Raw genomic sequence first — 25,698 nt, 5'->3', positions numbered from 1 at the left:
ACCCGTTCCTGCACAAACAAAGGATGGGGAAACACAATGGGCAAACACATTTCACGCCTTGCGATGACAGCGCTTGCAGCGTCAGCGATTGGCGTTTCATCGCCAGCATTGGCCGACGACGAAGAGCTCGATCTGGTCGCGTGCGAAACCAGCCTCGGCACCATTGCCGTGGTCGATGGGGACACACAGGGCTGGGCCGAATTCGATCTTGGATCTCCGCGTGCTTTGATCAATTCGCTGGCGATTGAATCGGGTTGTTTCACCCCGCACAATGCCGCCAGCGGCGTGCCTGCCGATTTCCTTATGAACGTGGTCGCAGGCAGCAAGGAAGAGGTCGATCAGTCGATCGAAGTGGCCAAATCTGCCGCTATGGAGGGGCTTGTCCGCTCTGGCGCGGCCAGTTCCTTGCTGCGCGGCGTTCCGGGCGCAGGAGCAGTGTTGGGCATGTTTGGCGGGTTCGGAGGCAAGAGCAACCGCGTCGCCGCCGGAATCAAATTGCTGAACCCGGCGACCGGACTGACCGTTGTCACCGGCAGCGGCGAAGTCCGGCGCAGCTCGATGACCTTTGGCGGCAGCAACAGCTGGAGCACGGGTGCCAATGCAGCTGGCTACGCTGATAGCCGCAAGGGCAAGCAATTGGTCGAAGCCTTTGTGATCGCCTTTAACGAAGTGGTAGCCCAGGAAGCGACGATCGCTTCGGTGCCGCGCATGGCAGCCGCCCCTACGAATGAACCGCAAGCCGCCACGGTTGCGATTGCAACGTCGATGTTGGCGATGCCGATGGACAATGCAGAGATTGTGCGCGGTCTAATGGTGGGCACGACGCTTTCACCCACAGGCCGCCGCGAAGGTTTGTTTATCGAGGTCGAGGATAATTTCGGCACCAAGGGCTGGGTCTCGGTCGAAGCGCTCAACTGACTTTCGGCGCGCGCGGGGCCTACCTTGCGCGCGCTGTCGTCTTGCGCTCAGTAAGAAGCAATGGCAGCTACCGCGCGGCCCGGAAATGCTTCCTCCGCGCTGATGAACTAGGGAACACAGCCGCTGAAAATCCTTTATGTCGAAGACGACGCGCGGTCAGCCGCAGCGGTCGGCGAACTGGCTTCGCAGCAAGGTGATGCGTTGGTCTGGGAGGACAACGGCGGTTCCGCCTTGCTGCGCGCCGGGATGGAGGATTTCGATGTCATCATTCTCGACCGGATGCTGGGCGACATCGACGGGTTGACCATTACCCAAAGGTTGCGCGAAAGCGGCATCGACACGCCCATCCTGATTCTTTCGGCGCTGGGCCGGTCTAGCGACCGCGCCGATGGGCTGGACGCAGGGGCCGATGATTATCTGGCAAAACCCTTTGAACCCGAAGAATTGCTCGCGCGCCTGCGCGCACTGCATCGCCGCGCCTCTGGCAAGGCCCACAGCGCGGTGATCCTGTTTGGGGCGTTCGAATGTCACGTCAAAGCGCGCACCGCCTTCCGCGACAATCGGCATCTTGCGCTGAGCCCTAAAGAGTTTGAGCTGTTCCGCTACCTGATGGAAAATGCAGGTGAAATCGTCACCCGTCAAATGTTGCTCCGCGATGTCTGGAACATGGATTTCGATCCCCAGACCAATGTCGTCGACGTCAACATTGGGCGGCTGCGGCGTAAGCTGGAGGATGGCTTTGACGCCCCCGCGCTGGAAACGATCTGGGGTTCTGGCTATCGTATTCTCGATGGGAGGAAACGATAGAGGCGCGCCAATCGATATTCGCGCGGCTGGTGGTTGGCGCGATCGGTCTTTCGCTGGTGCTGGTGCTGGGCCTGTGGTTCGTCACGCATCAATCGGTGACACGCACCCTCCAAGAGGCTGCGCTGAGCGAGATTGACGTCGATATTGCCGGACTTGTCGATATTTATGCGAGCAATGGCCAGGCTGAGCTGGAACAGCGTATTGCAGATCGTCTGGCGTTGACCCCGGCAGAGGGCAGCACTCCGCATTATTTGCTCGCCAATGATCGCGGCGCAAGGATCGTTGGCGACATCGCGGGCTGGCCCGGTCTCGATCCGATGACATCGGAGAGCGGGATTATCGCCATTGGTTCCAGCTCCACCGGATTCGCGCGGGCGGTTCAACTTGGCCCTGATCTGCGGCTGCTGGTCGCGCGGCGGATGGACGGCAACAATACGATCCTGACCAATATTGCGTTGGTCTTTGCACTGGGCGGGACGGTGTTCGTTGCGCTTGTGGCGCTGCTTGGGCGGCTTGCTGCGCTTAACCTCCAGCGCCGGATTGGCCAGATCAACTCCGCCTTTCGCACGCCCGATGGCCCGATCGCCCTGCCAATGACCAATGCGCGGAAATATGACGAGATCGACGAGCTTACCTCGCACAGCGCCGCAGCGCTGGCGCGGGTTCGCGATTTGATGGAGGCTTACAAAGACACATCGGAACAGCTTGCGCATGAAATTCGCACGCCGTTATCGCATCTCGACAACCGTTTGCTCAAAGCACTGAAGGAAAACCCCGGAGCCGAGGTTGCCGAGCGGTTGATAGAAGCCCGCGCAGAAATCAAGCGGCTTGTCCAGACGCTTGAATCCTTGCTCGATATTGCCGCCAGCAAGACCCGCCGGGGCGATCGGGCGGGGCTGGCGCAGGTCGATTTTAGCGCTCTGGTGACCCGCATTTGCGACCTTTACGCAGGCAGCGCTGAGGAGACCGGGCACGAATTGGTGTGCGATGTCGAGCCGGGTGTCGTGATCCAGGGTGAAGAACGCCAGATTGGCCGGCTGGTGACCAATATACTCGACAATGCGTTCAAATATGTCCCTCCCGGTGGCCGCGTCGAAGTTCGTCTTTCGCCGGGACCAGAGCTGGTGATCGCTGACGATGGGCCGGGCATTGCTCCGTCTGACCGGGAGCGCGTGTTTGAGCGGTTTTATCGCGGCAGAGGCAGCATCGCCGATGCGCATGGCAGCGGTCTGGGGCTGGCGCTGGCGCAGGCGATTGCAGAACGCCATGGTTTAACCCTCAGCCTTGATGAAACCGCCAAGGGATCAAGTTTCCGGCTGCGGAAATGAGAGGCGCTTACTTCGTGTCCTTTTCTTACAAGAGCGCATGCCAAGGAAACCTTATATGAGTGATGTCAGGGGAATGAGTATGCTTCGCCAACCAATCGCTCTTGCCGCTTGCATTGCGGTGCTGTCGGCGTGTTCGTCCGCCGCGCGTTCTAATGACGGCGGACAATTGAGGGTCGCCACGGCAATTCCCGCCGCTGGCCAAACACCAAGCGGCGGTGCGGCAGAACTGCGCGCCAATCGCATCGCCCGCTTGCTTGCGCTGGCCGAAGCGGCGCATTCGAGCAGCGAGCGCGAGGGTCTGATCAAACTGGTCAATAGTTTGCAGGCGAGCGGGTTGGTGCCGCATGAAAGCGTCCAAGTAGATCCGGCAAGCGATATGCTCGCAAAATGGTCACGCGCGGCTGGGATCGAAGGCACGCCGTTTCGGGGGCGCTTGCTTGGTCCGGCCTATGTGCGCGGCGAACTGGCGCCAGGCGAAGTGTGGCGCAGTGCGCAGACCTTTAAGTCCGGACAACCCAGCACACTGGCAGTTTCCCATCAGGGTTCGGGGCCAGTGCGGATCAAGGTCAGCGATCAAAGCTCGCGGCTGGTCTGCAACCCGCAAATCTCGCGCGAACCGGCCTGTCGCTTTACGCCCATGTATACACAGCGGTTCGAGATCGAATTGGTGAATGAAGGAACGGGCCGTGCGGTGTATTTTCTCGTCTTCGATTAAGTCCGGCCTGATCGCTGCGCTCTTGTTGGCGGCCAACCCTGCGGCGGCGCAATATTTTGACATTTATGGCGACGCAAACCGGATCCTTCCCGCTGCGCAGATGGCCTATGACCAAATGCCAGCGGATGCGGATGCAGGCGTCCGGGCAAAGCGCGTGTCCGACCTTATCATGGGGCTGATTGGCAAGGCGAAATACCGCGAGGCCTACGAACTCTATCTTGCGAACGCCACACTTGACCTGCACCCTGATGCGCGGGCCGGCGCAGTCGGGCATGGCCTTGTCGCCTTTGTCACCGATCCAGCGGTGCAGCAGGAATATCGCGCTGAACTTGACCAGATCGTCGAAAGCGAAAGCTGTACGCCGTGCTATGCGCGCACCTTTGCCGCGCATCATCTGGCGCGCTATTTCTATCAACGCGAAGATGATCTCGGTAAATCGATCGAATGGCACAAGCGCGCGTTGGAACTGTCGCGGGTCGATCTGTCGCCGCGTGACCCTGCGCGGGTCAATTTCGCTTATCAATACGCCGCCTATCTGCGCAACCGGGATCTCGAAGCCGCCGCGATTGCTGTGCGCGAGACAGAGGCGCTGGCATTCGAGCTGTTGCCGCGCGGCGATCACCTCGGGTGGCTCTATGTATTCCTCAACAATGCATTGGTCGCGCTCGACAAGGGCCGCATTGCCGAGGCCGCCGATCTGTTCTCGCGCATCGCCGACATTGGCGTGAAGGAATGGGGCGAGGACGACCCGCAATTGCTGTCGATCTATCAGAACACCGCCATTCTGTTGTCGCGGCTGGGCCGAACGGGGGAGGCGGTGGATGTGGCGCTGCGCGCCGAGGCCAATGAAGCCTATTCCGATGACAAGGAGCGCGGCTATCATCGGGCACTGATCGCGCAATTGCTGTTTGAAGATGCCCGCCCGCAGGAAGCAACCACGTATTTTCGCTTTGCTCTGGAAAAACTCACCGATGTTCCCGACGATGATCTAAGCGTGGCGCGCGCGCGCGCCGACCTGGCCAATGTGCTCAGCGTTGCTGGCGATCACGGCGAAGCCGTCTTCCTGATCGAGGAAGCGATGGAAGCCTATCGCAAGCTGGAGCCAAACAACCCGCAGCGCCGCACGCGCCAATCCCGTGCCGCGCTGATCCATGCGCGCGCTGGGAATGCGCCGCGCGCAGCAGAGGAAATGGCCCCGGTGCTGCAATTCAACGAAGACGCCTTGCTCGACGTCTATGCCCGCGATCAGGACCGCCGGGCGATTGCTGAGGACGGCACTTCGATATTCCGTGATTCGATGCTTATTGCACTGCTCAATGACGATCCTGAACGCGCCTGGCGCAGCGCGCAGCTGGCAGTCATCAGCGATCTCGCCATGAGCGCCGCCGCGCTTTCCTATCCGGGCGACGGCGACGGCTTCAGCCGCGCGATTGAAGATGTGCAAAGCGCGCGCGGCGCAGAGGAAGAGGCGCGGTCGCGCTTCGCCGCAGGAGAAGGAAGCGCGCAGCAATTGGCCGAAGCGCGCGCGCGGCGTTCGGCAGCGCAGGCTGCGCTAGAGGCGAAATACCCTGATTTCGCCGAGTTCCTGCGACCCAAACCGCTGTCTATTGCGGGTGCGAGCGCGCTTATGGCCCCGGATGAGGCCTATATCCTGCCGATGGTGTTTTCCGACCGGGTTGTGACGATTGCGCTGACTGCGGAGGGTTTGGCGTGGGGACAGACCATCACTCCGCTCTATTCAACCCGTAGCCTGATCGCCCGCTTGCGCGGTTCACTGGATGCAGGGCTGGGCGGGGAAATTGCCGGAGAACTGGGCGAGGCCGCGGGCGGGTTTGACGCGGATGCCGCGCATCAGCTCTATTTGCAGATTTTCGCTCCCGAAATCGTGGCAGCAGCAAAGGGCAAGGCGCGGCTGATCTTTCCTGCAGGCGGTCCGCTTGCCGCGCTGCCGCCATCGGTGCTGGTGACAAGACCGCCCGTGACGGGGGCGGTGCCCGCTTATCTGGTGCGGGATCATGCCGTGGCGATCACGGCGGGGCTGGGCCAGCGGATGCGCAGCCGCGCCCCGGCGGAGCGTCAATTTGCCGGGATTGGAGCGCCCACTCTGGCCGCAGCCCCTGCGAACCACGCGGCCTTGCGCGGAGTGATAGTCGATGTTGCCAGCATCGCGGCGCTGCCTTCGCTGCCGGGAGCAAGGGCAGAGCTGAGCGCGCTTGAGCGGGCGTTTTCCGGCACTGACACGCTGATTCTGGTTGGCGATGACGCGACCGAAACCGCCGTGCGCGCTGCGCCTTTGGACCAGTATCAGGTGCTTGCCTTTGCCACGCATGGGCTGGTCAGCGGGCAGATTGCCGGTCTGAGCGAACCGGCGCTGGTGATGACGCCTGAGGCCGGGAATAGCACTGCTGAAAATGACGGATTGCTTACCGCGAGCGAGATTGCCCGGCTGTCTCTGGCGGCGGAATGGATCATTCTGTCGGCCTGCAACACGGCGGCCGGTGAAGGGCGCGGTTCGCCGACCTACAGCGGACTTGCCCGCGCGTTTCAACTGGCGGGCGCGCGTTCGCTGTTGCTGTCGCATTGGCCAGTGCGCGACGATGCCGCCACCCGGTTGAGCGTGGCTACGGTCAGCGCAGCGAGGAATGGCGTTTTGCGCAGCGAAGCGCTTCGGCAGGCGCAACTGGCCATGATTGACGATCCTGACTTTGCAGGCGGAGCGTCACCGTCGATCTGGGCACCCTTTGTCCTGATCGAGTGATCCGCTTTATTCAGGACAGGCGCGCAAAGTTGGCGGCTCCCGGGGACGGCTGGCGTTTGGGTTCAGCGGGGGCATCACCGCTGGGAACCAATTTGCCGATTAATCCGCCAAGCTGGGTTAGCCGGTCTCTATCGAGGCGGTAATAGACCAGCTTCGCATCCTTGCGCGTATAGACCAGCCCCGCTTTGCGCAGGATCGCGAGTTGCTGCGAGAGCGCCGGCTGCCCGATGCCCGAACACTCCTCGATTTCGCCCACGTTCAACTCTCCGCCGCGCAATTGTTCTAAAATACGATACCGCAGCGGATGCGCCATGGCTTTCAACTCTTTGATCGCCGCCTCGCTCATTGTTTGCGACCGCCCGGCATATCGCGCAGGAACCACCCGGTTTCCTCTGACGCGCCATAGACTTCGTCGAGGTCGTTCGTCGGGGCCCGCAGCAGCGGCGCGCCAACCTGCCAATTGGCAGGAGCCAGCCCGCCGCTCTCGTCAATCGCCATGAGCGCATCGAGCATGCGCAGCATTTCGGGGATCGAGCGCCCGACACTGGCCGGATAGCAGGTCATCGCCCGGATCACGCCTGTAGGGTCAACAAAGAATGTTGTGCGCACTGCCGCGCTGTCATTATCCTGGGGCGCGACCATGCCAAAGGCCCGGCCTATGACCAGCGTTGGGTCCTCTACAATCGGAAAGCGCACTTCGATACCAAACCGGTCCCTGATCAGCCTCAGCCAGGCGAAGTGCGAAAACAGGCTGTCGACCGACAAGGCCATGAGCGCGCAGTCACGCCTTTCGAATTCATCCGCTTGGCTGGATAGTTCGACGAACTCTGTGGTGCATACCGGGGTGAAATCCGCGGGATGCGAAAACAGGATCAGCCAGCGGCCGCGAAAGGCAGACAGCTTGACCGGTCCTATGGTGCTGCGGGCTTCAAAATCGGGGAGCGTGTCGCCAATCCGCAGGCCGGCGCGCGCCTGTGTCGTAATTTCTGTGTCCATAGGACGCTTATAGCTCTTGACACATTAATTGCAATACATATACATAATTAATGTAAATAAATGGAGCAATGACGTGGTTCAGACCGATACGGCCTTGCAAAAGGCGTCCAGCCAGATTGCCAATGCCCAGCAGAACAAGGCTTTGCGCCCCTCAGTTGCCGGTTTTTTTGACGAGGCAACCTATACGATCAGCTATGTCGTTCACGACCCGGCGACGCTTGAGGCGGCGGTTATCGATTCGGTCCTCGATTACGAGGCTGCATCGGGGCGGACGTCCCATGGATCAGCGGACCGCATTATCGAATACGTGTCTTCGCATAATCTGAAAGTGATGTGGCTGATCGAAACGCATGCTCATGCCGACCACATTTCCGCCGCGCCCTATCTTCAGGCAAAGCTAGGCGGCAAACTGGCGATCGGCCGCGAGATTACGCGCGTGCAAGACGTGTTTGGCAAACTCTTCAATGCTGGCACTGAATTTGAACGCGACGGGTCGCAATTTGATCATTTGTTCGGCGACGGGGAGGAGTTCGCGCTTGGCCGTTTGAGCGCGATCGCGCTGCATGTCCCCGGCCACACGCCTGCCGACATGGCGTTCATCATCGGCGATGCGGCCTTTGTCGGCGACACGATATTCATGCCTGATTTTGGAACCGCGCGGGCCGACTTTCCTGGCGGCGATGCCCGTCAGTTGTTTCGCTCGATCAGGCGCTTGCTGTCGCTGCCCGATGCGACGCGGCTGTTTCTGTGCCATGATTACAAGGCGCCGGGGCGTGACGATTATGCCTGGGAAACGACCGTCAGGCAGCAGCGCGACGGCAATGTCCATGTCCGCGACGGAGTAACCGAAGACGAATTTGTTGAGATGCGGACCGCACGCGACGCGACCTTGGCGATGCCCGATCTTATATTGCCTTCGGTGCAAGTGAACATTCGCGGCGGGCGGCTGCCTGAGCCAGAGGATAATGGCGTCAGCTACATCAAGATCCCGGTGAATGCTGTATGATGCTCTCCGGCTATCCAAATGCCGCCCCGCTTGCCGGTCTTGGCGGCGGAGTCCTGATTGGTCTGGCAGCGGCATTGATGTTGCTGGGGGCCGGGCGCATCGCGGGCGTTTCCGGTATCGCTGCAAGGGCGATCGGGATTGGCGATAGCAGCCTACCGAAGCTGTCGGCATGGCTGTTTCTGCTCGGTCTGCCGCTCGGCGCGGCAATAGTGATGGCGGCAGGTGGGACTGTTCAGCCCAGCTTTGCCAATCCGCTGGTGCTTGTCATCGCGGGATTGCTGGTCGGCGCGGGCACTAGGATAGGCAGCGGCTGCACCAGCGGCCACGGCGTTTGCGGGATGAGCCGGTTTTCGCCGCGTTCGCTGGCTGCAACTGCGGTGTTCATGACAACCGGGATCGTGACTGTCGCGGTCATGAACGCACTGGGGCAGGAGGTGCTGCCATGAACCTGCGCAACCTGCCGATTCTCATCTCCGGGATATTGTTTGGGGCCGGGCTGGCATTGGGCGGCATGACCGACCCGGCGCGAGTGCGCGGCTTTCTCGACCTGTTGGGCAATTGGGATCCGACTCTAGCGTTTGTCATGGGCGGTGCAGTGCTTGTCATGGTTGTAGCATGGCAATTGCAGCCGCGTCTTGCGCGGCCATTGTTTGCGGATACGTTTTCGTTCCCCACGCGCAGCGATCTCACGCCGCGTCTGATTGGCGGCGCGGCATTATTCGGGATCGGTTGGGGGATTGCGGGTCTGTGTCCCGGCCCCGGCATTGCCGCGCTGGTGATTGAACCCATTTCTGCGGCCATTTTCACCGCCGCTATGCTGGCGGGAATGGCGCTCGCCCGGCTGACCGAGGACGCACGATAGTGAACCTCTGCCCAACAGCGCCCAATTCCGGAGCAAATGCATGACCTTACTGCATACAGTCGTAGTCGTCGGGGGTGGGTCCGCGGGAATAGCGTCTGCCGCATCGCTGCTAAAGCGCCGACCAGACCTCGATATTGCGGTGATCGATCCAGCCGAAACGCACGCCTATCAGCCGGGCTGGACCATGGTCGGCGGCGGGGTCTTTGATGCCAAGGTGACCGTGCGGAGCGAAGCCAGCGTCATGCCCAAGGGGGTCACGTGGATCAAACAGGCGGCGGCCAGTTTTCAGCCCGATGATAATCAGGTCACACTCACCGATGGCACGGAGGTGCGTTATGAAGCGTTGGTGGTAGCGCCGGGCATTCGGCTGGCTTGGGAGCAAATCACGGGGCTTGAAGGGACGCTAGGGCAGCACGGCGTGACCTCTAATTATCGTTATGATCTGGCGCCTTACACCTGGGAACTGGTCCAACAGACAAAGCGCGGGCGCGCAATATTCACCCAGCCGCCGATGCCGATCAAATGCGCCGGTGCGCCGCAAAAGGCGATGTATCTGTCGTGTGATCATTGGCTTCGCAGCGATGTCCTTGGCCAGATTGAAGTCGAATTTCATAACGCCGGCGGGGTATTGTTTGGGGTCGCGGATTATGTCCCTGCGCTATCGGAATATATTGATAAATACGCCATCGACACGCAATTTGGCAGCAATCTGATCGCGGTTGATGGAGCGGCCCGGCAGGCGACGTTTGCGACCAGTGAAGGCGAGGTGACGCGCGATTTCGACATGCTGCATGTCGTGCCGCCGCAGGTCGCCCCGCAATTTCTCGCAGACAGCCCGCTGGCGGCGGAGAGCGGCTTTACCGATGTCGATCCGCACACGTTACAGCACGTACGCTATCCCAATGTCTTTGGCCTTGGCGATGCTGGTTCGATGCCCAATGCCAAAACCATGGCCGCCGCGCGCAAACAGGCCCCCGTGGTGGCGGTCAATCTGTTGCAGCAGCTTGCCGGGCATGGGCCGAGAGCAGGCTATGACGGCTATGGTTCCTGCCCGCTCACGGTGGAGCGCGGCAAGATTGTGCTGGCCGAATTTGGCTATGGCGGAAAGCTGATGCCGAGCTTTCCGGACTGGATTATCGACGGCACCCGGCCTCAACGCCTGTCATGGATGCTCAAGGCCGACGCGCTACCGTGGATTTACTGGAACGGAATGCTCAAGGGCCGCGAATGGCTTGCTGCGCCCGGCAATATGGTCGCGCAATAGCGCGGGCGAAAGGGCAATTGGCAAATGCTATCGCGCTATTTTCCTGTCCTCGAATGGGGTCGGACCTATGATCGGTCAGTGCTGACCAGCGATCTGATGGCGGCGATTATTGTCACCATCATGCTGATCCCGCAAAGCCTTGCCTACGCTTTGCTCGCGGGCCTTCCGCCGGTGGTTGGTCTCTATGCCTCGATCTTGCCGCTTGTGCTTTACGCAATTTTCGGGACGAGCCGGACCTTGGCTGTCGGACCGGTTGCAGTGGTATCTTTGATGACTGCTTCAGCCGCTGGGGCGGTCGCAGGTCAAGGGAGCGCCGCCTATCTCGAAGCGGCGATTACGCTGGCGTTTTTGTCGGGGATCATGCTTGCGGTGCTTGGGCTGCTTCGCGCCGGGTTTCTCGCTAACCTGCTGTCGCACCCGGTTATCAGCGGGTTTATAACCGCCTCAGGAATTTTGATCGCCACCAGCCAAATCAAGCATATCCTGGGGATTGACGCAGGCGGCGACAATTGGCCGGAAATGCTCGGCTCGCTGGCCATCGCAGTCTTTGAGGCAAACCCTTGGACGATGGCGATAGGCACTCCGGCGATGTTGTTTCTGTTCTGGGTGCGCAAAGGGGGCAAACCCGCATTGCAGCGTCTGGGCCTGCCCGGCCGTGCTGCGGACATGCTCGCAAAGGCCGGACCCGTCGCGGCGGTTGCTTTGACTATAGCGGTGGTGATTGCTTTTGATCTTGGCGACAAAGGGGTGCGGGTGGTCGGTGCGATACCTCAAGGTTTGCCGCCCTTTGCCATGCCATCGACCGATCTTGCGCTGATCGAGAAGCTGTGGGTTCCCGCGTTGCTCATTTCCATCATTGGCTATGTTGAAAGCGTATCGGTGGCGCAGACGCTGGCCGCCAAGCGTCGCCAGCGAATTTCTCCGGATCAGGAGCTGATCGGGCTGGGCGCATCCAACATCGCCGCCGCGCTTTCCGGGGGTTATCCGGTAACCGGGGGTTTCGCGCGTTCTGCGGTGAATTTCGATGCAGGGGCGCAGACCCCCGCCGCCGGAGCGTTCACTGCGGGCGGGATAGCGCTGGCTTCATTGTTTCTCACCCCACTGCTGTTCAGCCTGCCGATTGCAACGCTCGCGGCGACCATAATTGTTGCAGTGCTGAGCCTGGTTGATCTGAAAACGCCGGGCCGGCTGTGGCGTTATTCAAAAGCCGATTTTGCCGCGCATCTTGTCACCATTATGGCGACGTTGATTGCAGGTGTGGAACTGGGCGTGATCGCCGGGATCAGCGCCGGATTGTTGCTCTATCTGTGGCGGGCCAGCCGCCCACATGCCGCAATCGTTGGGCGGGTGCCCGAAACAGAGCATTTCCGCAATATCGACCGGCACAAGGTCTTTACCGTTCCGCATGTCGTCTCGATCCGCATCGACGAATCGCTGACCTATCTCAATGCGCGTTGGCTGGAGGAATATGTGCTGGAACAGGTCGCAGCCAGGCCAGAGGTGCGGCACGTCATCCTGATGTGCAGCGCGGTGAACGCAATCGATGCCTCGGGTCTGGAAAGTCTTGAGGCCATCAATCACCGTTTGGGCGATGGCGGGATCGGGTTGCATCTATCGGAGGTCAAAGGCCCGGTCATGGACCGGCTCAATCGCACTCATTTTGCCGAGGAGCTGAACGGCAAAGTGTTCCTGTCACAGGACCGCGCCTTTGCCGAACTGCTAAATGACACGGGCGAGCCGCCCCCGCCCGCCGATCAATATCTGGCGCGCGGGTTGATCTGAAGGTCTATGCGCATATGTGTTGCAATATTTGCATGTCCCGTGAACTGGTCGCAGTGTTAAGGAGCCGAGATGTTCGATCAATTTGACGCTCTGCTGCTGGCTCGCATCCAGTTCGCCTTCACGGTCAGCTTCCATTTTTTCTTTCCGGCGTTCTCAATCGGGCTGGCCAGTTATCTCGCCGTGCTCGAAGGTTTGTGGCTCAAGACGGGGAAACAGGTCTATCTCGACCTGTTCAAATACTGGATCAAGATTTTCGCCATCGCCTTTGCCATGGGCGTCGTGTCGGGCATCGTGATGAGTTACCAGTTCGGCACCAATTGGTCGGTGTTCTCTGATGTCGCGGGGCCGGTGATTGGTCCGCTGATGGCGTATGAAGTGCTGACTGCTTTCTTCCTTGAGGCCGGTTTCCTTGGCGTCATGCTGTTCGGTATGAGCAAGGTCGGCAAGAAACTGCACTTTACCGCCACATTGATGGTGGCGCTCGGCACGTTTGTTTCCGCATTTTGGATATTGTCAGTCAACAGCTGGATGCAAACCCCGGTGGGGCATGTGATGGGTGAGAACGGGCAATTCCTGCCCGGTGACAGCTGGTGGGATATCGTGTTCAACCCCAGCTTTCCCTACCGTTTGGTGCATACGGTGATGGCGGCCTATCTCACCACCGCATTTGTGGTTGGCGGGGTTGGCGCATGGCACTTGCTCAAAGATCGCAGCAACCAACATGCGCGCACGATGTTTTCAATGGCCATGTGGATGGCGGCGCTGGTCACACCTTTGCAGATATTTGCAGGCGACTTGCACGGGCTCAACACCTTGGAGCATCAACCCGCCAAAGTCATGGCGATGGAGGGGCACTATGACAGTCACCCTGATGGCGCGCCGCTGATCCTGTTCGGTATTCCAGACAGTGAGAGCAAGACCGTGCGCTATGCGATCGAGATACCGCAGCTCTCCTCGCTGATCCTGAAACATGATCTGGAGGCGCCGCTGGCGGGGCTGGACACAATCCCTGACGATAAAGAGCCGCCGGTTGGCATGGTGTTCTGGTCGTTCCGGATCATGGTTGGGATTGGTTTTGCCATGCTCGGCATCGGGTTATGGAGCCTTTACGCGCGGATACGCGGGCGGCTTTACGATGCTCCGTGGCTCCACCGCGCGGCGCTCGTCATGGCCCCAAGCGGATTTGCCGCAGTGCTGGCCGGATGGATCACCACCGAAGTCGGACGCCAGCCATATGTCATATATGGCCTGCTGCGCACCGCCGATGCGGCCAGCCCGCTCGATGCGCCAGCGGTCGCAGTGTCATTACTGGCTTTTATATTGGTCTATTTCACCGTGTTCGGGGTCGGGGTGTGGTATATCCTGAGGTTGATGACCAAGCCCCCTCAAACCGCAGATATTGGCGCGCAGCACGACGAAACCGGCCCGATCCGAAGCGCGGGAATCACTCCGGGTCCAGCCCAGAACCTGGGCGCTGAAGGCGGATTTGCCGACGCTGAGGAGGAGAGTTGATGGACCTGACAGTCATCTGGGCATTCATCATTGCCTTCGCGGTCTTTGCCTATGTTGTCATGGACGGATTTGACCTTGGCATCGGCATCTTGTTTCCGACCCTGCAAGTGGGACAAGGCCGCAACCGCGCAATGAATTCTATCGCACCCGTATGGGACGGCAATGAGACATGGCTGGTGCTCGGCGGGGGCGGATTGTTTGCAGCGTTTCCCTTGGCCTATGCCGTGATCCTGCCTGCGACCTATCCGCTGATGATTGCCATGCTGCTTGGCCTGGTGTTTCGCGGGGTCGCGTTTGAATATCGTTGGCGCGATCCGGGGCATCGGCGGTTCTGGGACACGGCGTTTTTCGCCGGGTCGCTGATTGCTGCGCTGAGCCAAGGGATGATCCTAGGCGCACTGCTGCAAGGGATCGAAGTCACCGGCCGCGCCTATAGCGGCAGCTGGTGGGATTGGTTGACGCCTTACACCTTGCTCACCGGGCTGGGCACGGTCGCGGGCTATGCGCTGCTGGGGAGCACTTGGCTGATCTGGAAACTTGACGGCGGGGTGCAAGATCACGTGCGATGGCTGGCGCTGCGTGCGGCCATTGCAACCATCATGCTGATGGGTGCGGTCAGTCTCTACAACATCTTTCTGAACGCGGATTATGCCGCTCGCTGGCTGACCGCGCCGGAGATATTTTATGCTGCGCCCGTACCGGTTCTCACTGGCGGGATCGCGTTGGGCCTGATTTTTGCCATCAGGCGGGCCGGGAACAGCGCGCCGTTCTGGTTGGCGGTGGCGCTATTCCTGTTTGGCATGGCTGGACTTGGGGTGACGATGTGGCCCTATGTCGTCCCGCCCGGCATCACCATCTGGGATGCAGCAGCGCCTGAAAAAAGCCAGATCTTCATGCTGGTCGGGGTGGCGATTACCATGCCGCTCATTATCGGATATACCGCATGGGCATATTGGGTGTTTCGCGGCAAGGTCGGTGAAGAGGGCTATCACTGATGCCCGACCAGCCAGCCGATCAATCGCCGCTATGGAAACGGCTCGCATGGATGGCGGGCATTTGGCTGGCGAGCGTTACGCTGCTTGGCATCGTGGCAATGGTCATCCGGTTCTGGCTGAAGGCGTGACGCGTTTGGCGGGCAGCCCGTTTTTGCTGACACAGCAATCGTCAAAGGTGGCATAGGATCCGACGACGAATGTTGATCCTGAGAATAGCGGGGTTGTATAACGGTTAATGCCTGCCATTTTCATGGCTCAAAGAGAAATGATTCAGCAGCTTGGGGGTCGCTCGCGGATGTACAATGGCACAGTTTGCCGCGGCCAGACGGGCATTCCTGCTAAGGCTGCCGCATTGCTGGTGCTGCTTCTTCTTATTCAAGGCTGCGCCTTGCCAAGGGTCGATGTGCCTTCGCTCGAACAAGCGCTGCCTGTTCCCGAACGCTGGTCAATTCCGCCGGGCGAGGTTGCGGCTGTTGATCTGGGCGCATATTGGTCGTCACTGGGCGATCCGTTGATTGACGATTTCGTGGCGCGCGCGAAGGCTAACAATTTCGATATTGCTCAGGCGATTGCACGTCTGCGGATTGCCGAAGCGGGTCTTCGAGAGGCCCGCGCTGCGCGCCTTCCTAATGCCACCGCAGGCGCAGGCATTGGCCGCGATTTTGGCGATTTTTCGGCGGATGAATTCCAGTTCTCTGTCTCCGGCGATGTGGCGTGGGAAACCGATCTGTTCGGGCGGATCAGTGGATCAATCGCCGCCTCGCGCGCGGATCTCGTGGCGGCGGGTTACACCGCTGCCGATGTTGAGCGGGTGATCGCAGCCAATGTGGCGGTGCAAACGATCACCGCGCGTTCGATCGCTGCGCAGCTTGATATTGCGAGAGCCTCGCTGGCGAATCAAGATGACAATCTCCTGATCGCGCAGTGGCGCGCGCAGGCAGGCCTCGTCTCCAGCCTTGATGTCGAACAAGCGCGAACCCAGCGGGCGCAAACGGCAGCATCAATCCCTCAACTGGAAAGCGATCTGGTGGCCACGGCAAACGCCATTTCGACCTTGATCGGAGAGCCGCCGGGGGCGGTCTATCGCACGTTGATCGCCGACCCTCGCGCAGTCCCAGCACCTCCACAAGCCATCGCGCTTGGGGTGCCAGCAGAAACACTGCGAATGCGGCCCGATGTCGCCGCAGCCGAGGCGCAGCTTGCGGCGGATCTTGAAAGGGCCGGTGTCGCGCGCGCGCAACTTTACCCGTTGGTTCGGCTGAGCGGGTCGATTGGCAGCAGCGCATTTAGTGTGGATGATTTGTTGGATATTGTTACCGGCAATGTGCTGGCCAGCGTGTCTCAACTGCTGTTCGATGGAGGCCGCACCCGCGCACAAATTGACGCGTCAGAGGCGATTGCAGACGGGTCGCTGGCGGCATGGCGGCAGTCAATCCTGATAGCGCTAGAAGATGTTGAAACCGCTTCCGTCGATCTCGCCGCGAGTGGACGCCGGGTTGCCGCCTTGATCGAGGCAAGTGACGGCGCGCGCGGCGCAGCCATTCTTGCGCGCAGCCAGTATCAGGCTGGCTTGATTGATTTCCAGGTCTTGCTGAGCGTGGAAAACCAATTGCTGAGCGCACGCACTGCACAGGTGACGGCCGAAGCGGCGCGCGCCTCGGCATATGTCAGGCTTGCTCGGGCAATGGGCGGAGGCTGGCAGGCAACAGCAGGCGCTGGTCCCGAAATCGCCGCGCCAATAAGCTCTGCGAATGAAACAGGAAACAATGGGCAATGAACACCGCACCTGACATTTCTGCCCCAGCCGCAGAGGTTGAGGAATTTCTGGGAGAGAAACCCCAGCCGCGCTGGCGTCGATGGATGAAATTCTGGTTGCCCGGGTTGATTATCCTTGCGTTGGTTCTCGCTGTTGCGATGTGTTCGTCGGGGAACGAGGATCGCACCTATATCACGCAGGATGTCGCGGAGGGGGCGCTCGAACTTACCGTAACGGCAACCGGCAATCTGCGCCCGACCAATCAAGTCACCGTTGGTTCCGAAGTCAACGGACCGGTCGAACAGGTGTTGGTGGATGTCAACGACCGGGTGACGCGCGGGCAGGTGATTGCGATCATCAACACCGAAATCATCGATCAGCAGATTGCGCAGTCGCAGGCTAATCTCAACGCGGCCCGCGCCAGCCTCTTGCAGTCACAGGCGACGCTCGACGTCGATACTGCGCAGCTTGCACGGCTGAGAGAAGTGCGTGAGCTTTCCGGCGGCCGAGTGCCTTCACAAATTGAGCTTGAACAGGCCGAAGCAGCGGTGGCGCGGGACCGGGCAGCGGTGGCTGCCGCCCGCGCGAATATCGAGGCCGCACAGGCGACCTTGCGGGCGAATTCGACCACCCGCAGCCGCGCCGTCATCCGGGCACCGGTCACCGGGGTCGTGCTGGCCCGGCAAATCGAGCCGGGACAGACGGTTGTCGCCAGCTTCAACACTGTCACCTTGTTCGTGATTGCCGAAGACTTGGCCGAAATGCAGCTCAGGGTGTCGATTGATGAGGCCGACGTCGGACAAGTCGAGGCCGGGCAAGACGCAACATTCACCGTCGACGCCTATCCCGGACGCCGCTTTCCCGCGAAAGTTCAGCGGGTTGATCTCGCCTCTGGCAATACAGTTGAAAGCCAGACAGGCTCTGCCGCTGCGGCAGCTGCAGGTGGGTCTGTGGTGAGCTATGAGGCGCGTCTGGCCGTGCAAAACGCCAAAGGCCTGCTGCGCCCAGGAATGACCGCCACCGCAACCATTGCCACCCAATCCACCGGCAAGGTCTTGCTGGTCCCCAATGCCGCCTTGCGTTTTCGCGTGGACCAGCAAGAGGAAAGCGAAGGGGGTGTGCTATCGGTCAGCGTCGGGCTGGAAGAACAGGCCCAGGAAGCAGGCATTGGCGCGGGGTCCCGTCAGCAGGTACAGGTGCTTCAATCAGACGGAACGCTGCGCGCGATCAATGTGGTCACCGGTCAAAGCGACGGGCGGCGCACTGCAGTTCAGTCGGACGAGCTGGAAGCGGGCATGAAGGTCGTTACCGGGGTTGAGGCGCAAGGCGGATGAACGACCACTCCCGGAGCGATCAGGCCCAAAGCGAAAGACCGCTAATCGAGCTTGAAGGGATCACCAAGGTCTTTGGCACCGGCCCAGCGGCGTTTCAGGCGCTGAAAGGTGTCGATATGACGATTGAACGCGGACAGTTCGTGGCGATCATGGGCCCGTCTGGTTCTGGCAAGTCAACGACGATGAATATCCTTGGCTGCCTTGATGTGCCCACCGCCGGAATCTTCCGGTTTCGCGGGGTCGAAGTCCAGGCGCTGAACCGCGACCAGCGCAGTCTGCTCCGTCGTCGTTATCTAGGATTTGTGTTTCAGGGCTTCAATCTGCTGTCGCGCACCACGGCGCTGGAGAATGTGGAATTGCCGCTGCTCTATCGCGGGGAGAAGAAATCTCTGCGGCGCGAGGCGGCGATGCATGCGCTCGATCAGGTTGGGCTGGCCCCGTGGGCGTCGCACACACCATCAGAGCTTTCTGGCGGGCAGCAACAAAGGGTTGCGATTGCCCGGGCGCTGGTTTCCGGCCCCAACGTTCTGCTTGCCGATGAACCCACTGGCAACCTCGACAGCGAACGCTCGGTCGAGATCATGGAACTGCTTGGCAAACTTAACGATGATGGCATCACCATTATCATGGTGACACATGAGGAAGAAATGGCTTCCTTTGCCAAGACGATTGTCCATTTCCGTGACGGCTTGGTTGACCGCACCGAAGCGGGCGCGCGCCGGATGGAGGACACTCGCTGATGTTCGGGGCTACACTGCTGCTCGCCCTGCGCGAGATTCGCCGACATTTGCTGCGGTCGATCCTCACGACATTGGGTATTATTATCGGCGTTGCGGCAGTGGTGACGATGGTCACGCTGGGCAACGGGGTCACAGCGTCGGTGCAGGAAGAGATTTCATCACTGGGGGCTAGCAATTTCATCGTGTTCCCAGTCCGAACCGATCGCGGCACAGTGCGCCCCTTCGATCAGGATGACGTCGATTCAGTTGCGCAGCAGATCGCCGGTGTCGAAGTCGCTGCCGGTACCGTAAGCGCAAATGCCACAGCATTTTACAACGGTCAGGACTGGGACACGACAGTGAGCGGCGCAAACCGCAGCTTTCTTCAGGCGCAGTCCATAGAAATCACCGAAGGGCGCACGTTCACCAGCGACGAGGAAGTCGCTGGAAAGAATGTGTGCTTGTTAGGCCCCAAGGTGCGCGATGCTATCTTTTTGCCCGACGCAAGCCCGGTTGGTGAAATTATGCGGCTTGGCGAGGTCTCCTGCACTGTCATCGGTGTGCTGGAGGAACGCGGACAGGGCGGGGGCGGCGCGGATGATGATGACACTGTAATCATGCCGTTAAAGACCGTTCAGCGACGTTTCCGCGGGAGCGAGAATCTCGACTATTTCGTGCTCAAATACGACAGTGCCTATTCGTCTTCGGTCATTCAAGAATCGTTGGTTGCCCTGTTGCGCGAACGCCGGTTGTTGCAAGTGGCCGAAGCCAATGATTTCAACGTTATCGACACCGCCCAGGTGAACGATGCGCTGGGCGCGGTCACTGGGGCATTGACTGCAATGGTGGCGGTAATCGCTTCAATAAGTCTGCTAGTTGGGGGGATCGGGATAATGAACATCATGCTTGTCTCCGTCACCGAGCGCACCCGCGAAATCGGCATCCGGCTGGCAATCGGCGCCTTGGCGCGTGAGGTGCGGCTGCAATTCCTGACCGAAGCGGTGGTGCTGTGCGCTTTGGGGGGAATCGCCGGCTTGCTTCTGGCGTTTGCGGCTTCGGTGTCACTGGCGGGAGCGATCGACGTGCCTTTCGTGTTTGACCCTGCGATCAACATCATGAGCTTTCTGTTCGCCTCGGCGATGGGCATCGTGTTCGGATATTACCCCGCGCGCCGCGCCTCTCAGCTCGACCCGATTGACGCACTGCGCCACGAATAGCGCGGGCCGCAGCGGCGATGCCGGGTCTTATTCAGCAACCTGAATGGTCGCCACCACGCGGTCATTCTCACTCGGGTTCGACCGGTCAAAGCCAATTTCGGCATCGATCAATTGCTCGGATTGGCCATCACGCGCGAATGCCCGGATCAGCCGCACCATCGCCCGGCCGGGACCATTAGGATTGATCCGGTCGCCGCTAAAGCCTTGCACCCGGACTTGGTAGCTGCCGGGATAGGCGTTTCTCAGCACATATTCTTCTGGCCCATAGCCATCGGTCATGTCGTTGGAAAGTTTTCCACCCAATGCGGTGCGCGGATTGCTATAGGACGCCTGCTCGCCCGAAGGCTCCCTGACCCACAGATCTAGATCGGCGTCTGGACTGGTCCATTCGACCACAACTCTGATATCGACATCGAGCCGCGCAATCAGCCGTTCATCCAGCGCCCAAGTTCCTCCTACCGCTTCGATTAGCGGGATCAGCGCATTGAGCTCCATCAACGCGACTGTCTCCAATCCGGCATAGCGATCATCTGCGGGGTCGAGCACGACTTCGGCCAGCAACCGAAAGGCCCGCTCCAGATCGCTGCGACGTGCATCCCCGGACGCGCCCCTTGCGCGTGCTGCCAAAGCAAGCGCAAGGATACGCTTGGGCTGCGGTCGATAGTCGATCCGCGATGCGAGTGCTTCGAGCAATTGCACGGCGGTGTCGTGATCTCCGTCCCGCTCCAACCGAAACGCGACAATCAGCAACGTCTCATCGTCGCTGGTTGAAAGATCCAGCGCTGAAAGCAGCAATTGCCGTGCGAGCGCCGCGTCTCCTTTCAACCTGAACCATTCAGCCACATCGAAGTAGAAGCCGGGTAGACTGCCATACGCCTGTTCCTGCGTCGCCAACACTGGCAAACGCTCGCGAGCATCGGCCAGATCAAGCGCGCTGAGATAAGGGCGTTCGTTCAAGACACTGGCGAGATCGACCTGCACGGCAATCGCGCTGTCATTTCTAACAGCAGCCTCTGGCGCAGATCTGTCGAGCGCGGAAGCGGCAATGTCTGCCGATGCGTATTGGTCAATTTCTTCACGGCGAGAGGCGGTGACGACAATGACTTCATCATCTGCAAATGCTGCCTCATTCGGTGCAGGGCCAGCGTCTTCGCGCAACATCATTGCCGTCGGGGGTGGAGGCTCAAAGGCGATTTCTGCTTCCGCATCCAGATCGGTAGCGCCGGGCGCGGCATCAACAGTGCGCATGGCCGCGGCTTGATCGTATTTTGCAGACCACCATTGGCGCGTTTGCTCCCATTCGCGCACCACATAGGCCAGCCGTTCCTCGCGTTCGGATTTGCTTGCCCGATCGTGTTCCGCCTTGGCCGTACGATATTGCCGCCGCCATTCCTCGCCAAAGCCATCGGGCGGGGCGATTTCGGCGGAGACATATTGATCTGGCCGCTCCAACACTAGAAACGCCATGGTCGGGCTGGCCACCTGAAAGCTCTGCGAAAGCGCCTGCATCTTTTCGCGGTCGGATGGATCATCGGACAGGCGCTCTACTTCCTGCGCCGCCCAGAGCGCTCCAGCGGCATCGCCGCGTACGGTGTGCGCCGGATTAATAGTATATGCCTTGCGCCGCTCGCGGCGATTTGTCCCGGAAAGGTGGACGTTAATGGTGTGCTCGTCGCCCAATTCTCCCACAACGCTCCATTGCCCTTCTCCGGCGGGGAGCGTGCGGTAGCTCAAACGCTGACCGCTTGCATCGCGGATGGAAGTCACCCCCACTGGCAATTTCCGCATCTGTGCAAGGGTTTGATCCCGATTATCAGTGCCAAGATAAAGCGCAGCCCCGGCGGTATCATCGGCAAGGCGACTGATCCGGGTTGCATCGACATTTGGCCCGCTGGCAACGATGAACAGCGGGCAATCGGGCTGAAACCGCACCTGCGGATCGAGCGAGTTGCCGCCATCGCTGAAAATCAAGCACAGATCAGCATCCGCGGCGGCAATGGCGTTCAATCCGGCAAAGCTGGTCGCGCCGCGATAGGTGCGGGCGGCCAGAAATTCATCAACCGCCGATGCCTCGCCACCGCTGAAATGGGCTAATTGCGGTGCGCCGCTTGAAAAGCTGACCACATCAATATCGCTTGGTGCGAATTCGCCCAGAAAGCTGCTAAGCAATGCGCGTTCGGCGTCCAGCAGAGCATCGGCGCGCGAGCGGGAAACGTCCCAATAGATGCGAACGCGCTGCGGCGGGGCCAGCGATAGGTCCGTCGCGGCAATCTGATCGGAGATTGCAAAGAACGTGCGTCCGTTGGAATGACGCATCGCCATTGCATTGCGGTCGGGGGCGGCGCCCGACAATTGCAGATCGCCTGCCAAGCGGGTTTCGCTCAATCGATAATCTGCCAGCACCCAGTCACGGCCGCTGTGCTGAAACTCCGTCGGCGGGGCACCAGCCAAAATCAGGACTGGTGCGGAGGCAACCCCGGTGACCGATGCCTGCAACCTGAAAACGCCCACAGGCCCGACCGAATTCAGCGGGATTATCAGACCGTCAGCCTCAGAGACATGGGTCACAAATGAAAGCGAAATGCGGCGGCTGCCCTCGGGGGCGACCGGATTAATTCGAGTCGAAAACGCGTTGTTGCGTGAAATTTCAGCGAGACCGGGGTCAATATTGCCGCGCACTTCATCTTCATAAACCTGCTGCGCCCGCGGCTGATCGATCAGACTGCCGGGGATCATCACGCCGTCAATATCCAGACTGTATCCGGTCAGCACCGCTCCGTGCGGCAATTGCATCGAAAAGCGAGCTTCGATTTCATTGTCGGTGGGATTGGTTAGCCTCGCGTCGATTTGAACCTCGGCCATTGCCCCATGCTGATCGATGGAGACCGTGAGTTCGGAGAGTACAATCTCGCCCCGCTCAGACCCATCTTCGACGCCGCCGACGAGCGCCCTTAGAGACGGGTTGGCGAGCAAAGGATTAGACTGCGCGGCAAGTGTACCAGCCGCAAGCAGCGCCGCTGTCATGATCGCCAAAGCGCGGAATAATGCCGACATTGAAATTCCCCTCAGCTAGACGCTATGCAGACTGGATTAGTGCAGCAATTCTGAACCTGCGATGGGAATCCGAACAAGTCCAGCGACGTGGCGGTCACAATTGTCCGTCATCGAACGGACCTTGCAAATATTGGCACTCAAAGGGCTTGCCCCAGCCCATCAAATTGCGCTTCAACGCTGGCCTACGACATTTTCAGCTTTGAGCAGGGCTGAGCCCATGGCAGGGGCAGTCCGAAGATCACCGCAAAGGTCAAATTCCTGGGAGAGCAATCCGATGAATCTTGAATTCACGCCCGAAGAAATCGCGTTCCGCGAGGAAGTCCGCGCCTTTATCGAGGCAAATTATCCCAAGCATCTTGGCGATACGGGTCTGCGCGAAGATCTGGCGCGCGAAGACTTTGTCGCATGGCATAAAGTGCTGGGAGAAAAAGGCTGGTCGGTTCCCGCATGGCCGGTCCAATATGGTGGCACCGGCTGGACCCCGACGCAGCGCTATATCTGGTCGGAAGAAAATGCCCGCGTGAATGCGCTTATGCCGCTGCCTTTCGGTGTGTCGATGGTCGGTCCGGTGATCTATACATTCGGAAATGAAGCGCAAAAGGCGCAGCACCTTCCGGGTATCCGCAGCGGCAATGTGTGGTGGTGTCAGGGCTATTCCGAGCCGGGCGCGGGCAGCGATCTCGCCAGCCTCAAGACCACCGCTGTGCGGGACGGCGATCACTACGTCATCAACGGGCAGAAAACCTGGACCACGTTGGCGCAATATGCCGATTGGGGTTTCTTCCTGTGCCGCACCGATCCCGATGCGGCCAAGCCGCAGGAGGGCATCAGCTTTATTCTGCTCGACATGAAAACGCCCGGCGTCGAAGTGCGTCCGATCAAGCTGATTGACGGCGGGTATGAGGTGAACGAAACTTGGCTCACCGATGTGCGGGTTCCGGTCGAAAACCTTGTCGGCGCGGAAAATCAGGGCTGGACCTATGCCAAATTCCTGCTCGCCCATGAACGCAGCGGGATTGCGGGTGTTGCTCGGTCCAAACGCGGCGTTGAAAAGCTGCGCGAGATTGCGGCCAAGGAAACGCTCGACGGCAGGCCGCTGTTGAGCGATCTCGATTTCGCGCGCAAAGTCAGCCAGCTGGAGATTGATCTCGCCGCGCTGGAGATTACCGAACTGCGCACACTTGCCGGTGAACAGGCAGGCAAGGGGCCGGGACCGGAAAGCTCGATCCTCAAGATCAAGGGCACAGAAATTCAGCAACGCCTGACCGAGCTGACGCTGGAAGCGGTCGGCAGCTATGGCACGCCAATGTATGGCAATATTGCGCAGGTGCCGGGCGATGCAGGTTCAAATCAATATCCCGTCGGCCCCGATTACGCGCAGCACGCCGCAGCGACCTATTTCAACATGCGCAAAACCTCGATCTATGGCGGATCGAATGAAATTCAGCGCAACATCATCACGAAAATGATCCTCGGCCTGTAAGCAGCACGAGCGACATTGAGGGGAACCCAAGTGGACTTCAATTTCACCGAAGAACAAGAAATGGTGCGTGACGGCCTTTCACGGCTTGTGCGCGAAGAATATGGCACCGAAACCCGGCGTGAAGTCATCGCCAGCGAAGCCGGTTGGCGCCCCGAAATATGGGCGCAGCTGGCCGAGCTCGGCATCCTCGGCATGCCGTTCAGCGAAGAAGACGGCGGCTTTGGCGGCGGCGCGATTGACGCAATGGTCGTAATGCAAGAATTTGGCAAAGGACTGGTTGTCGAACCATTCGTGCCGACCGTGGTCTGCGCCGGGGGCTTTCTGAAACACGCCGGAACAACCGCGCAAAAGGAAGAGCATATTGGCGGAATCGTTGATGGCAGCCGGGTGTTCGCCTTTGCCTATGCCGAACCGCGCGGGCGCTATGATTATGCCGATCTTGAAACCAGTGCGAGGAAAGATGGCGCGGGCTATGTCCTGAACGGGCACAAGGCAGTCGTCATCTGCGCGCCTTGGGCGAGCCATTTGATTGTGACTGCGCGCACTTCGGGCGAGCGCCGCGACGCGCAGGGTATTTCGGTCTTTGTCATCGATAAATCGGCCGCGGGCGTCGTCACCCGCGATTATCCAACCTTTGATGGACGGCAGGCTTCCGAAGTCTATTTCGAGAATGTCACGCTCGGCGCTGAAGCGCTGATCGGAGAGGAAGGCGCTGCACTGCCCTTGATTGAGCAGGTCACCGATGAAGCCATCGCCGCGCTGTGCGCCGAAGCCTGCGGGGCGATGAAGGTCGCAAATGACATCACGCTCGAATATTCGAAACAGCGCAAGCAATTCGGCGTGCCGATCGGCAAGTTCCAGGTGCTCCAGCACCGCATGGTCGACATGTACACCGAATATGAACAGTCGGTTTCGATGACCTATCTTGCGACCCTGCGGCTCGATGCCTCGGAACGTGAGCGCAAGCTGGCCGCGTCAGCCGCGAAGGTCCGCGTCGGGCAGGCTGCGCACAAGGTGGGCGAGGAAGCGATCCAGATCCACGGCGGCAATGGCATGACCGATGAATACGCCATTGGTCATTATTTCAAACGGCTGACTTTGTTCGATTCCGAGTTTGGAAATGTCGACCACCACATGAAACGGCACATTGCGTTGTCGGCGGGCTGATTCATTGTCGTTTGATACGATAAGG

Annotated in this window: 22 protein-coding genes; 19 read left to right on the top strand and 3 right to left on the bottom strand. The window is 60.0% G+C overall.

The window, feature by feature from the left end; translation table 11 throughout:
* Nucleotides 1-36: 36 nt before the first annotated feature.
* The 5 genes from ACM64M_RS08355 (at nt 37) to ACM64M_RS08335 (ending at nt 6,526) form a co-directional block, all read left to right on the top strand.
* The gene (locus ACM64M_RS08355; protein WP_416228220.1) at nt 37-918 is read left to right on the top strand and encodes an SH3 domain-containing protein; all 882 of its coding nucleotides are present in this window, start codon (nt 37-39) and stop codon (nt 916-918) included.
* Between the two features lie 123 nt (nt 919-1,041).
* A complete protein-coding gene (locus ACM64M_RS08350) occupies nt 1,042-1,725 on the top strand; it encodes a response regulator transcription factor (protein ID WP_416228239.1) in 684 nt (227 codons plus the stop codon).
* A 29-nt stretch (nt 1,726-1,754) separates the two neighbouring features.
* Nucleotides 1,755-3,053: a sensor histidine kinase gene (locus ACM64M_RS08345; protein ID WP_416228219.1), complete on the top strand. Its 1,299-nt coding sequence runs from the start codon at nt 1,755-1,757 to the stop codon at nt 3,051-3,053.
* 79 nt (nt 3,054-3,132) lie between these two features.
* The gene (locus ACM64M_RS08340; protein ID WP_416228218.1) at nt 3,133-3,768 is read left to right on the top strand and encodes a hypothetical protein; all 636 of its coding nucleotides are present in this window, start codon (nt 3,133-3,135) and stop codon (nt 3,766-3,768) included.
* On the top strand, nt 3,740-6,526 hold the full coding sequence (locus ACM64M_RS08335) for a CHAT domain-containing protein (protein ID WP_416228217.1): 2,787 nt from the start codon (nt 3,740-3,742) through the stop codon (nt 6,524-6,526). Before ACM64M_RS08340 ends, ACM64M_RS08335 begins: the two co-directional genes overlap by 29 nt.
* 10 nt (nt 6,527-6,536) lie before the next feature.
* Here ACM64M_RS08335 and ACM64M_RS08330 read toward each other — a convergent pair whose 3' ends face one another.
* Together ACM64M_RS08330 and ACM64M_RS08325 are read right to left on the bottom strand one after the other, a co-directional pair.
* Entirely contained in the window at nt 6,537-6,872 is a 336-nt protein-coding gene (locus tag ACM64M_RS08330; RefSeq protein WP_416228216.1) for an ArsR/SmtB family transcription factor, read from the bottom strand.
* Entirely contained in the window at nt 6,869-7,522 is a 654-nt protein-coding gene (locus tag ACM64M_RS08325) for a peroxiredoxin (protein WP_416228215.1), read from the bottom strand. The genes ACM64M_RS08330 and ACM64M_RS08325 overlap by 4 nt, the downstream gene beginning before the upstream one ends.
* 94 nt (nt 7,523-7,616) lie before the next feature.
* Here ACM64M_RS08325 and ACM64M_RS08320 point away from each other — a divergent pair, with 94 nt between their 5' ends.
* From ACM64M_RS08320 to ACM64M_RS08265, 12 genes are all read left to right on the top strand, one after another.
* Entirely contained in the window at nt 7,617-8,528 is a 912-nt protein-coding gene (locus ACM64M_RS08320; RefSeq protein WP_416228238.1) for an MBL fold metallo-hydrolase, read from the top strand.
* Nucleotides 8,525-8,974 (top strand): YeeE/YedE family protein, encoded by a 450-nt coding sequence (locus ACM64M_RS08315; RefSeq protein WP_416228214.1) that lies wholly within the window; start codon nt 8,525-8,527, stop codon nt 8,972-8,974. Before ACM64M_RS08320 ends, ACM64M_RS08315 begins: the two co-directional genes overlap by 4 nt.
* Entirely contained in the window at nt 8,971-9,390 is a 420-nt protein-coding gene (locus ACM64M_RS08310) for a DUF6691 family protein (RefSeq protein WP_416228213.1), read from the top strand. Before ACM64M_RS08315 ends, ACM64M_RS08310 begins: the two co-directional genes overlap by 4 nt.
* A gap of 40 nt (nt 9,391-9,430) precedes the next feature.
* Nucleotides 9,431-10,654: an NAD(P)/FAD-dependent oxidoreductase gene (locus tag ACM64M_RS08305; protein WP_416228212.1), complete on the top strand. Its 1,224-nt coding sequence runs from the start codon at nt 9,431-9,433 to the stop codon at nt 10,652-10,654.
* 24 nt (nt 10,655-10,678) lie between these two features.
* The gene (locus ACM64M_RS08300) at nt 10,679-12,436 is read left to right on the top strand and encodes a SulP family inorganic anion transporter (RefSeq protein ID WP_416228211.1); all 1,758 of its coding nucleotides are present in this window, start codon (nt 10,679-10,681) and stop codon (nt 12,434-12,436) included.
* 69 nt (nt 12,437-12,505) lie between these two features.
* On the top strand, nt 12,506-13,948 hold the full coding sequence (locus tag ACM64M_RS08295) for a cytochrome ubiquinol oxidase subunit I (protein ID WP_416228210.1): 1,443 nt from the start codon (nt 12,506-12,508) through the stop codon (nt 13,946-13,948).
* Entirely contained in the window at nt 13,948-14,943 is a 996-nt protein-coding gene (gene cydB / locus ACM64M_RS08290) for a cytochrome d ubiquinol oxidase subunit II (RefSeq protein WP_416228209.1), read from the top strand. Before ACM64M_RS08295 ends, cydB begins: the two co-directional genes overlap by 1 nt.
* The gene (locus ACM64M_RS08285; RefSeq protein WP_416228208.1) at nt 14,943-15,071 is read left to right on the top strand and encodes a DUF2474 domain-containing protein; all 129 of its coding nucleotides are present in this window, start codon (nt 14,943-14,945) and stop codon (nt 15,069-15,071) included. The genes cydB and ACM64M_RS08285 overlap by 1 nt, the downstream gene beginning before the upstream one ends.
* Before the next feature lie 230 nt (nt 15,072-15,301).
* The gene (locus ACM64M_RS08280) at nt 15,302-16,720 is read left to right on the top strand and encodes an efflux transporter outer membrane subunit (protein ID WP_416228207.1); all 1,419 of its coding nucleotides are present in this window, start codon (nt 15,302-15,304) and stop codon (nt 16,718-16,720) included.
* Nucleotides 16,717-18,033, top strand: coding sequence for an efflux RND transporter periplasmic adaptor subunit (locus tag ACM64M_RS08275; RefSeq protein WP_416228206.1), 1,317 nt, complete (start codon nt 16,717-16,719; stop codon nt 18,031-18,033). Before ACM64M_RS08280 ends, ACM64M_RS08275 begins: the two co-directional genes overlap by 4 nt.
* Complete coding sequence (locus ACM64M_RS08270) at nt 18,030-18,773, top strand: ABC transporter ATP-binding protein (protein WP_416228205.1); 744 nt, start codon at nt 18,030-18,032, stop codon at nt 18,771-18,773. The genes ACM64M_RS08275 and ACM64M_RS08270 overlap by 4 nt, the downstream gene beginning before the upstream one ends.
* Nucleotides 18,773-19,969: an ABC transporter permease gene (locus tag ACM64M_RS08265; protein WP_416228204.1), complete on the top strand. Its 1,197-nt coding sequence runs from the start codon at nt 18,773-18,775 to the stop codon at nt 19,967-19,969. Before ACM64M_RS08270 ends, ACM64M_RS08265 begins: the two co-directional genes overlap by 1 nt.
* Nucleotides 19,970-19,996: 27 nt before the next feature.
* Here the strand turns inward: ACM64M_RS08265 and ACM64M_RS08260 are convergent, their stop codons facing one another.
* A complete protein-coding gene (locus ACM64M_RS08260) occupies nt 19,997-23,023 on the bottom strand; it encodes a VIT domain-containing protein (RefSeq protein WP_416228203.1) in 3,027 nt (1,008 codons plus the stop codon).
* 274 nt (nt 23,024-23,297) lie between these two features.
* Between ACM64M_RS08260 and ACM64M_RS08255 the strand changes: the two genes are divergently transcribed.
* Both ACM64M_RS08255 and ACM64M_RS08250 read left to right on the top strand, forming a co-directional pair.
* Complete coding sequence (locus tag ACM64M_RS08255; protein WP_416228202.1) at nt 23,298-24,506, top strand: acyl-CoA dehydrogenase family protein; 1,209 nt, start codon at nt 23,298-23,300, stop codon at nt 24,504-24,506.
* A 30-nt stretch (nt 24,507-24,536) separates the two neighbouring features.
* Entirely contained in the window at nt 24,537-25,673 is a 1,137-nt protein-coding gene (locus tag ACM64M_RS08250) for an acyl-CoA dehydrogenase family protein (RefSeq protein ID WP_416228201.1), read from the top strand.
* Nucleotides 25,674-25,698: the final 25 nt, after the last annotated feature.

The organism is Qipengyuania sp. ASV99 (genome assembly GCF_047872805.1).
In the GTDB taxonomy this organism is placed as follows: Bacteria; Pseudomonadota; Alphaproteobacteria; order Sphingomonadales; family Sphingomonadaceae; genus Erythrobacter.
Note: the sequence above shows the minus strand (reverse complement) of the source record. Positions and strands in the feature narration are given on the sequence as shown.

Coding starts and splice junctions, on each gene's coding strand:
- ACM64M_RS08355 (WP_416228220.1), top strand. CDS start 37: ATGGGCAAACACATTTCACGCCTTGCGATGACAGCGCTTGCAGCGTCA.
- ACM64M_RS08340 (WP_416228218.1), top strand. CDS start 3,133: ATGCTTCGCCAACCAATCGCTCTTGCCGCTTGCATTGCGGTGCTGTCG.
- ACM64M_RS08330 (WP_416228216.1), bottom strand. CDS start 6,872: ATGAGCGAGGCGGCGATCAAAGAGTTGAAAGCCATGGCGCATCCGCTG.
- ACM64M_RS08325 (WP_416228215.1), bottom strand. CDS start 7,522: ATGGACACAGAAATTACGACACAGGCGCGCGCCGGCCTGCGGATTGGC.
- ACM64M_RS08315 (WP_416228214.1), top strand. CDS start 8,525: ATGATGCTCTCCGGCTATCCAAATGCCGCCCCGCTTGCCGGTCTTGGC.
- ACM64M_RS08310 (WP_416228213.1), top strand. CDS start 8,971: ATGAACCTGCGCAACCTGCCGATTCTCATCTCCGGGATATTGTTTGGG.
- ACM64M_RS08305 (WP_416228212.1), top strand. CDS start 9,431: ATGACCTTACTGCATACAGTCGTAGTCGTCGGGGGTGGGTCCGCGGGA.
- ACM64M_RS08300 (WP_416228211.1), top strand. CDS start 10,679: ATGCTATCGCGCTATTTTCCTGTCCTCGAATGGGGTCGGACCTATGAT.
- ACM64M_RS08295 (WP_416228210.1), top strand. CDS start 12,506: ATGTTCGATCAATTTGACGCTCTGCTGCTGGCTCGCATCCAGTTCGCC.
- cydB (WP_416228209.1), top strand. CDS start 13,948: ATGGACCTGACAGTCATCTGGGCATTCATCATTGCCTTCGCGGTCTTT.
- ACM64M_RS08285 (WP_416228208.1), top strand. CDS start 14,943: ATGCCCGACCAGCCAGCCGATCAATCGCCGCTATGGAAACGGCTCGCA.
- ACM64M_RS08275 (WP_416228206.1), top strand. CDS start 16,717: ATGAACACCGCACCTGACATTTCTGCCCCAGCCGCAGAGGTTGAGGAA.
- ACM64M_RS08270 (WP_416228205.1), top strand. CDS start 18,030: ATGAACGACCACTCCCGGAGCGATCAGGCCCAAAGCGAAAGACCGCTA.
- ACM64M_RS08265 (WP_416228204.1), top strand. CDS start 18,773: ATGTTCGGGGCTACACTGCTGCTCGCCCTGCGCGAGATTCGCCGACAT.
- ACM64M_RS08260 (WP_416228203.1), bottom strand. CDS start 23,023: ATGTCGGCATTATTCCGCGCTTTGGCGATCATGACAGCGGCGCTGCTT.
- ACM64M_RS08255 (WP_416228202.1), top strand. CDS start 23,298: ATGAATCTTGAATTCACGCCCGAAGAAATCGCGTTCCGCGAGGAAGTC.